Here is an 8,764-nt window from a genome sequence, read left to right as displayed (position 1 = left end):
TGTTCGAATCTAGGGGCGCAGACCGCGCCCGAGGGGGTCGGTTGTCGGCGTCCGATGCGTCGATCGCGATGCCGGGAGGGGTATCAGATACCCAGCAGCTTCTTCACGCGAGGGACATCGGCGACCGAAACGGCCTCCGTGCCTTCCAGACGACGAGTCCGGCGGGAGGGCTTGTGCTCGAACAGGTGGCGGCGGTTGGCCTGCTGACGACGCAGCTTGCCCTTGCCGGTCACCTTGAATCGTTTCGAAGCGCCGCTGTGGCTCTTCATCTTCGGCATGGATTCCTCAATCTGTCTCGTGCCCGCGCGCGGCGCGAGCGGAGTGTTCTGACCGGTGTTACTGCGGGTTCGGCTGCGCCGTGCCGCCGGACTGCGGCCGGGCGACGGATTCCTGCTGTGCCTTTGCCCGCGTCTTCGCGCCCTTGTGCGGGGCGAGGACCATCGTCATGTTGCGGCCGTCCTGCTTGGCCGAGGTCTCGACGAAACCCAATTCCGCGACGTCGGAGGCCAGCCGCTGCAGCAGCCGGAAGCCGAGCTCGGGCCTGGACTGTTCGCGCCCACGGAACATGATCGTGACCTTGACCTTGGATCCGGCTTCGAGGAAGCGCACCACATTGCGCTTCTTGGTCTCGTAGTCGTGGTCGTCGATCTTGGGACGGAGCTTCTGCTCCTTGATCACGGTCTGGACCTGGTTCTTACGGGATTCGCGCGCCTTTTGCGCAGTCTCGTATTTGAACTTGCCGTAGTCCATGATCTTGCAGACCGGCGGACGGGCGTCCGGGGCCACCTCGACCAGGTCGAGGTCGGCTTCGAGTGCGACGCGTAGTGCATCTTCAACACGCACGATCCCAACCTGCTCCCCGCCCGGTCCGATGAGCCGGACTTCGGGAACGCGGATGCGATCGTTGATGCGGGTCTCAGTGCTGATGGGGCCTCCTAGGTCTAGCGGTGTCGTCCGACGACCGCACGCAATGGCAACCCCTTGTTCAACACGAAAGCCCCGTTGCGGTATTTCGCTACGGGGCCCGATGTCGACCGGTCGTCACGGATCGAAAGACCCGGGACCCCGCCCCCGAATCGCTTCGGGTCGGGAACCCGCCGTTACAGCGGGCGACCGGACCGTTTGACCAGTGCGAATACTCGCCGGCAACGGTGGGAGTCGGGCTCCACTTGTCGGTCCCGGGTTCACCCGGGACGGTCGTCAGCGAATAGTTTAGCATTCACCCCGGCTCTCGCCGAACGACCGTGAGCTGGTGCCGGGCCGATATCCGATTGCCGCACCCCCGTGAACCTGGCACCGTCTGCACGGTGACACACCGCCGTGACCTGCTGCGCTGGCAGTTCGACCTGACCTGGTCGCTGTCGCAGCTGCATTTCGACGCCCTCACCGACGACGACGCCCGCTGGGAACCGGCGACCTCGGTCTGGACGGTGCACCCCCACCCCGACGGGACATGGCGGCCGGACTGGGCCGACACCGAACCCGACCCGATCCCGGTACCGACCATCGGCTGGCTCACCTGGCATATCGACTGGTGGTGGAGTTCGGCGCTCGAACACGCTCATGGGAACCCGCTGCCCGATCGCACCGAGGTGTTCTGGCCGGGTGATGCAGCCTCGGCCGTGGCCCGGCTGAGCGCGATGCGCACCGCATGGCTGGGTGTGCTCGACGAACTCGGCGACGCCGAGCTGGACGCACCGTCGGCGTACCCGTGGCCTGCCGAGGCCGGGCTCACGGTGGCACATCTGGCGGCCTGGGTGAATGCCGAGCTGATGAAGAACGCCGCCGAGATCGGCCAGCTGCGGATGCTGCGCGCGGTGGCCGGGTGAACGTCGCGCGGGCCTGGCTCTAGCCTGAGGTGCATGAACGAACAGCCCGACAGTTCCGTGCGCGAGCTCGCCGATATCCCTGCGGTGGAGGTGATCAGCCGGGCCGCCGTGATGCTGATGAGTTCCGCCGCGGAGAAACTGGGCTTGGCCGACGCCGACCCGGAAACCAGTCAGAGCCGCGACCTCGACGAGGCGCGGCGGCTGATCACCGCGCTGGCCGGACTGATCACGGCCTCCGTCGAATACCTCGGCCCGCACGCCGGTCCGCTGCGCGAGGGGCTGCAATCGCTGCAGCGAGCGTTCCGGGAGAGCTCGGCGCACCCCGACGAACCGGGCAAGGGACCGGGCGAGAAGTACACCGGCCCGGTCTACTGAGGGCATCCGGCGGCGCCACATTGTCGGTGCCACGTGCGATGCTCTGCACATGACACGGTTGCTCTTGGTTCCTGGTTTCTGGCTCGGCGCATGGGCGTGGGACGAGGTCGCGGCTGAATTGCGCGGGTACGGCAACGAGGTGCAGGCGTTGACCCTGCCCGGACTCGATCCCACTGACAACGATCGGCTCGCCGCGACTCTGGAACAGCAGGCGCAGGCCATCATCGATGCTGCCGAGGTTATGGGGCCGGGCGACACCGTGCTGGTTTCCCATTCCGGTGGAGGTGCGGCGGCCTATCTCGCCACCGACCTGGCCCCTGAGCGTTTCACCAGAGCCATCTACGTCGACAGTGCGCCGCTGCCCAACGGGTTCGTGCTCAATTCCGACCTCGATCTCGCGGCCCGCGAGTTCCCGCTGCCGGAGTGGCCCGCACTGGAGGCCGACGGCAGCAGCCTGGCCGGATTGGACGAACGGATGCTGGCGAGGTTCCGGGAACGCGCGGTGTCCGAGCCTGCCGCTGTCGCCGCCGCGCCGCTGCGGTTGAGCGACCGTGGCGCCCGCCGTGCGATCCCGACCACCGTGATCTGCAGCAGCTTCACCGCCGACACTGTCCGCGCCCTGCGCGACGCGGGCGAGGTGCCGATGTTCGCCGAACTGGCGTATATCGACGCCGAATACCTCGACCTGCCCACCGGCCACTGGCCGATGTGGTCGCGGCCGAAGGAACTGGCCGAGCTGATCCACACTGTCGCCAACCGCTGACCCGAAGCCCGGCAAAGGAGCGGTCCGTCCCATTGCGCCGCATAGCCGATACTGCCTCGATGCGGGGCGGCCACGCGCGGGCTCCGAGGTTCGACGGCGAGCCGGACGCCACGCTCCACAGCGGTGGACACTGCGGGGCCGACGTCTGAGAAGAACAGGGCACCCCGGCGCCGAAGCCACGCATGGTCCTTCGACGATGAGCCACGACAGCTCGCGCGTGGCACGAGCCGTCAACGTTGGAACCGGCGTTACTCGGGCGACCGAGCTGCGCGGTGGCCCCTGCCTCGGTACAGCACCGAGGCAGGGGTGGGTCGGCAGAGAACCCGGAACCCGAGCACTCCGACCGCCATCCAGCGGCGGGCCTGGTGGCGAGGGCCTTCCGCACCTGCCCGTTCCGCCGGTGGCGAGCAGCCACTGCGTCCGACCGTCGCGTGGTTCGCGTCCGTTCAGCGCAATGCCGCGGCTTTGCGCGCGAGCCGTTTCGCGGTTTGTTCAGCCGGTGCCTTCTTCGCCGCGGCCTTGGTGGCGGTCTTCTTCGACGCCGCGTCGCTGCCTGCGGCTTCCGCGGCCGCCGGTGTGCGTGTCGCCTGCTTCGGCGCCGGCGTGTCGTCACGGGGCGTGGGAGCGGTGGCGGCGGGCTGGGCGAGTACTTCCTTCAGGAACTGGCCGGTGTAGCTGCCTGCGACCTCGGCGACATCCTCCGGGGTGCCTTCCGCGACGACGGTGCCGCCGCCCGAGCCGCCTTCCGGACCCATATCGATCACCCAGTCCGATGTCTTGATGACGTCGAGGTTGTGTTCGATGACGATCACCGTATTGCCCTTGTCGACCAGCCCGTTGATCACTTTCAGCAGTTTGCGGATGTCCTCGAAATGCAGGCCGGTGGTCGGCTCGTCGAGGATGTAGACGGTGCGGCCGTTGGAGCGTTTCTGCAGTTCGGCGGCCAGTTTCACGCGCTGGGCCTCACCGCCGGACAGTGTCGGTGCGCTCTGCCCGAGCCGCACGTACCCGAGCCCGACATCGACCAGGGTTTGCAGGTAGCGGTGGATGGAGGTGACCGGGCGGAAGAATTCGGCGGCCTCGTCGATGGGCATATCCAGCACCTCGGCGATGGTCTTGCCCTTGTAGTGCACCTCCAGGGTTTCCCGGTTGTAGCGGGCGCCGTGGCACACCTCGCACGGCACGTACACATCCGGCAGGAAGTTCATTTCGATCTTCAAGGTGCCGTCGCCGGAGCACGCCTCGCAGCGGCCGCCCTTGACATTGAACGAGAACCTACCGGGCTGGTAACCACGCACCTTCGCCTCGGTCGTCGCCGCGAACAAGGTGCGGATCTTGTCGAACACCCCGGTGTAGGTGGCCGGATTGGAGCGCGGGGTGCGGCCGATCGGGGACTGGTCGACCCGCACGAGCTTGTCCAGCTGGTCGAGGCCGTTCACGCGGGTGTGCCTGCCGGGAACCTGCCGTGCGCCGTTGAGTTTGTTGGCCAGCACGGTGGCCAGGATGTCGTTGACCAGCGTCGACTTCCCGGATCCCGAGACACCGGTGACGGCGGTCAGCACACCGAGGGGGAATGCGACGTCGATACCCGCGAGGTTGTGCTCGTTCGCGCCGACAACCGTGAGGCGGCGCTTCTTGCTGACCGGCCTGCGCATCGCAGGCACCTCGATCCGTTCCCGGCCCGCCAGGTAGGCACCGGTCAGCGAATTCGGGTCGGTGAGTAGTTCCCGATACGGACCGCTGTGCACGACCTGCCCGCCGTGCTCACCCGCCAGCGGGCCGATATCGACCACCCAGTCCGAGGCGCGGATGGTGTCTTCGTCGTGTTCGACCACGATCAGGGTGTTGCCGAGATTCTTGAGCCGGGTCAGCGTTTCGATGAGCCTGCGGTTATCGCGCTGGTGCAAGCCGATGGACGGTTCGTCCAGCACATACAGCACGCCGACCAGCCCGGATCCGATCTGGGTTGCGAGCCGGATCCGCTGCGCCTCACCACCGGACAGGGTGGCGGCGGCCCGCGACAGCGTCAGGTATTCCAGACCGACGTCGAGCAGGAAACCCAGCCGCGCCTGCACCTCCTTGAGCACCTGCCCGGCGATGGCCGCCTCCCGCTCCCCCAGCGTCAGCTCGTTCAGGAACCGTGAGCATTCGCTGATGGACAGGTCGCTGACCTCGGCAATGGATTTGCGTTCGGGCCCCGCGGCGAGGGTGACGGCCAGGATTTCCGGGCGCAGCCGGGCGCCGTTGCATACGGGGCACGCGATATCGCGCATATAGCCCTCGTAGTGCTCTTTCATCTGCTCGGATTCGGTGGTGTCCAGCCGCCGCTGCAGGAACGGCATAACGCCCTCGAAATCGGCGTAGTACGAGCGTTTACGCCCGTACCGGTTGGTGTAGGAGATGTGCACCTGATCGGAGCTGCCTTCCAGCACTGCTTTACGCGCGCGCGGCGGCAGGTCCTGCCAGGGGGTGTCCATGGAGAAGCCGATCGCCTCGGCCAGACCCGACAGCAGCCGGGTGAAATATTCCGCGCTCTGGCCGCGGGACCACGGCGCCACCGCACCCTCGGCCAGACTCAGCTCCGGGTCGGGGACCACCAGTTCCGGGTCCACTTCCTTGCGGATGCCCAGCCCCGTGCAGTCCGGGCAGGCGCCGTAGGGTGAGTTGAACGAGAACGAACGCGGTTCCAGATCTTCGATATCGAGGGCGTGCCCGTTCGGGCACGCCAGCCGTTCGGAGAAACGGCGTTCCCGGTCGTGGGCGTGTTCGTCGCGGTCGACGAAGTCGAGCACGACGATGCCGTCGGCGAGGCGCAGCGCGGTTTCGATCGAATCGGTGAGCCGTTGTTTGGCGCCCGGTTTCACGGCGAGACGGTCGATCACCACCTCGACATCGTGTTTCTCCTGTTTCTTCAGCTTCGGCGGGTTGGTGAGCGGGTGCACCACGCCGTCGACCCGGACTCGGGCGTAGCCCTGGCTGTTGAGCTGGTCGAACAGGTCGACGAATTCGCCTTTGCGGGTACGCACCACCGGGGCGAGCACCTGGAACCGGATACCCTCCTCCATGGCGAGCACCTGGTCGACGATCTGCTGCGGGGTCTGCTTGGCGATCAGTTCACCGCAGACCGGGCAGTGCGGGGTGCCTGCGCGGGCGTAGAGCAGGCGCAGATAGTCGTAGACCTCGGTGATGGTGCCGACCGTGGAGCGCGGGTTGCGGTTGGTCGATTTCTGGTCGATCGACACCGCGGGCGACAGGCCCTCGATGAAGTCGACATCGGGTTTGTCCATCTGCCCGAGGAACTGGCGGGCATATGCCGACAGCGATTCCACGTACCGGCGCTGGCCTTCGGCGAAGATCGTATCGAAGGCCAGGCTGGATTTGCCGGAGCCGGACAGCCCGGTGAACACGATGAGACTGTCGCGGGGCAGATCGAGGTCGACCCCCTTGAGGTTGTGCTCTCGAGCTCCGCGCACAGTGAGGCGTTCGGCCACCAGGTCGGTCCCTTCTCGTTTTCTTGTTCGTTCATCGATCCTGCCGACGCGGGCCGGCCGCTGCGCCGGTCGACGTCGGTGGGCGGGCCGAGCCGGTCGACCGGGTCATCTGCCGTGCTATCGGCCACGATGACCGGTTTCGGAACCGGCCCACTACACCCCGCGGTGATGCTAGGCCGACCCACCGACATGTTTGGGCGGGCGAATACTCACCGGCGACATGTGAGCGCGGACGGAGCAGCCGCGGCCTGCCGAAAGTCGGTATCCGGCTGCGGGGGCACGGCGGGCGCCGGATCGATAGGCGTCCTTCTCAGAGTAGGCCAGCCCCAGCCGGGCGTGGGCAGTGTCGCTCACCACCGTCACTCCGGTCTGGGGACTCGGACGGGGTGATCGGTCCCGGTCGTCGTAGCGGCGGTACAGCAGACGTCCGCCACCAGGCTTTCGGCCATGGTGTATCGGCAGCGGCGAACAGATAAGCGGCGTAAACCCCAGCACGTCGAGTTGGTCGCGTCCGTGGTCGACATGGGCACGATGTGCCCCTCGCACCGAGTGATCGGTTCGGTCACGGTGGCTCGCGTCGGCAGGGAGTGCACCGGACCAGGCGAGTCGCGGCTCGGGTTCGGCGGCCGGTAGCCGGGCGGTTCGACAGCCCACCGCTTGCGCTATGTACGCCATCAGGGACCGGTGTGGCCTTATGATCGATGCCGGAACCGGACTTCACAAGGATCACTCGGTCCCGGATCCCGGCAGATCCGAAGGCGCTCGGCCTGCCGATCGAAAGGACCGTGTCGGCGTGCTCACCGGGACGAAACGACAGCAGTGCCCGCGGCGTGAACACAGCAGGATGCGTGACGGGTGCTCGGGGTACACCGGCACCAGGACGATCCGTGTTTCCGTATCCAGATCAGCCAGACCAGCCAGATCGGTCGACGATCGGGGTGTCGAGTGCGAAAAGACAACCGGGAAACGTCCCCCACCGCTGAACAGTTGGTGCAGCGGTATCACTACTTGGTCGAACACGCCCCCGACGCCATGCTCATGCTCGAGCACGGCATCATCGTCTACGTCAACCGCGCCGCCGTGCAACTGGTTGCCGCCTCTGATGCCGAGGAACTGCTCGGCGAGCCGATCACCCGTTTCATGCACCCGGATTCGGTGGCCGCCGTGCAGGAGAATGTCGTCGAGCTCTTCACCGAGCACGCGGCGTCTGTGACTACCGAACTGACCCTGGTCCGGTTCGATGGCATCTCGGTGCCGGTGAAGGTGTGGTCGGTGCTGACTTCCTGGCACGGGGAGCTGGCACACCAGGTGCTGCTACACGATCTCACCGCCCACCGCGCTGCCGAGACCGCCCAGCACCGCGCCGAACAGTTCTTCGCCTCCGTGGTCTCCCAGTTGGAGGAGGGCGTGATGGTGATCGACGCCGATAGGCGGGTCGAATCGATCAACCCGGCGGGGCGGCGCATTCTGGGGTTGGAGGGCCGCGACGATCTGCTCGGCACCCCGATCACCCGGCTGCCGGGAGCGCTGTTGGACGCCAATGCCCGGCCGATGCCACCCGCACAGTATCCGGTGGCCCGCACCCTGGCCACCGGCGAGCCCGTCCTCGGATTCGTCTTGGGTATCGACCGCCCGGACGGGCAGCGACGCTGGTTGTCGGCGTCGAGCCGAATGCTCAACCCCGGTGAACCTCGGTCTGCGGCGGTGGTGTCGTTCGCCGATATCACCGAATTCCGGGACAACCGCCGCCAGCTCGAATACCAGGCCACCCACGATCCGCTGACCGGGCTGGCCAACCGGTCCTTGATCCTGTCGCAGCTGACGCGCGCGCTGGCCGCCAGCGCGGAGCAGCCGGTGACCACAGTCATGTTCGTCGACCTGGACAACTTCAAAACGATCAACGACAGCCTCGGCCATGCCATCGGCGACAACGTATTGCAGATCGTGGCGCAACGACTACAGCGGGCGTTGCGCGCCGAGGACGTCGTCGGCCGCTTCGGCGGTGACGAGTTCCTGGTGCTGCTGTCCGGGCACGGCCGCAGTGCCGACCTGGAGACGCTTATAGCCCGATTGCGCTCGATCATGTCCGAGCCGATCGTCGCCCGCGGCCATCGCGTCGAGGTCGGCGCCTCCGTCGGGGTGACCGAAATCGCTCCCGGTGACATCCGCACCCCGGAAGCGGTGGTGCACGATGCGGATCTGGCGATGTACCAGGCCAAACCGCCCGCACCTCCGGAGGATATGAACGGTCCCGGCCACCTGCCGGACACCACGCACGCCTCCTGATCCCCGCCCGGTGTAGCGCT

The 8,764-nt window shown here is 66.9% G+C and carries 7 protein-coding genes; 4 read left to right on the top strand and 3 right to left on the bottom strand.

Annotated elements, in window-relative coordinates:
* Nucleotides 1-83 precede the first annotated feature (83 nt).
* Together rpmI and infC are read right to left on the bottom strand one after the other, a co-directional pair.
* Entirely contained in the window at nt 84-278 is a 195-nt protein-coding gene (rpmI, locus tag B0T44_RS16145) for a 50S ribosomal protein L35 (RefSeq protein ID WP_077119981.1), read from the bottom strand.
* 58 nt (nt 279-336) lie between these two features.
* Nucleotides 337-972, bottom strand: a complete 636-nt coding sequence (gene infC / locus B0T44_RS16140; protein ID WP_077119979.1) for a translation initiation factor IF-3 — start codon at nt 970-972, stop codon at nt 337-339.
* Nucleotides 973-1,307: 335 nt separating this feature from the next.
* Here infC and B0T44_RS16135 point away from each other — a divergent pair, with 335 nt between their 5' ends.
* Genes B0T44_RS16135 through B0T44_RS16125 form a run of 3 tightly spaced genes read left to right on the top strand, consistent with a single transcriptional unit; the run spans nt 1,308 to nt 2,967 of the window.
* A complete protein-coding gene (locus B0T44_RS16135; protein ID WP_254854231.1) occupies nt 1,308-1,829 on the top strand; it encodes a DinB family protein in 522 nt (173 codons plus the stop codon).
* A gap of 33 nt (nt 1,830-1,862) precedes the next feature.
* Complete coding sequence (locus tag B0T44_RS16130) at nt 1,863-2,204, top strand: DUF1844 domain-containing protein (RefSeq protein WP_077119977.1); 342 nt, start codon at nt 1,863-1,865, stop codon at nt 2,202-2,204.
* Nucleotides 2,205-2,253: 49 nt separating this feature from the next.
* A complete protein-coding gene (locus tag B0T44_RS16125; protein ID WP_077119975.1) occupies nt 2,254-2,967 on the top strand; it encodes an alpha/beta fold hydrolase in 714 nt (237 codons plus the stop codon).
* A 446-nt stretch (nt 2,968-3,413) separates the two neighbouring features.
* Here the strand turns inward: B0T44_RS16125 and uvrA are convergent, their stop codons facing one another.
* A complete protein-coding gene (uvrA, locus tag B0T44_RS16120) occupies nt 3,414-6,458 on the bottom strand; it encodes an excinuclease ABC subunit UvrA (RefSeq protein WP_077119972.1) in 3,045 nt (1,014 codons plus the stop codon).
* A gap of 945 nt (nt 6,459-7,403) precedes the next feature.
* Here uvrA and B0T44_RS16110 point away from each other — a divergent pair.
* On the top strand, nt 7,404-8,744 hold the full coding sequence (locus B0T44_RS16110) for a diguanylate cyclase domain-containing protein (protein WP_077119968.1): 1,341 nt from the start codon (nt 7,404-7,406) through the stop codon (nt 8,742-8,744).
* Nucleotides 8,745-8,764: the final 20 nt, after the last annotated feature.

Source organism: Nocardia donostiensis, assembly GCF_002081715.1.
In the GTDB taxonomy this organism is placed as follows: domain Bacteria; phylum Actinomycetota; class Actinomycetes; order Mycobacteriales; family Mycobacteriaceae; genus Nocardia; species Nocardia donostiensis.
Note: the sequence above shows the minus strand (reverse complement) of the source record. Positions and strands in the feature narration are given on the sequence as shown.

Coding starts and splice junctions, on each gene's coding strand:
- rpmI (WP_077119981.1), bottom strand. CDS start 278: ATGCCGAAGATGAAGAGCCACAGCGGCGCTTCGAAACGATTCAAGGTG.
- B0T44_RS16130 (WP_077119977.1), top strand. CDS start 1,863: ATGAACGAACAGCCCGACAGTTCCGTGCGCGAGCTCGCCGATATCCCT.
- B0T44_RS16125 (WP_077119975.1), top strand. CDS start 2,254: ATGACACGGTTGCTCTTGGTTCCTGGTTTCTGGCTCGGCGCATGGGCG.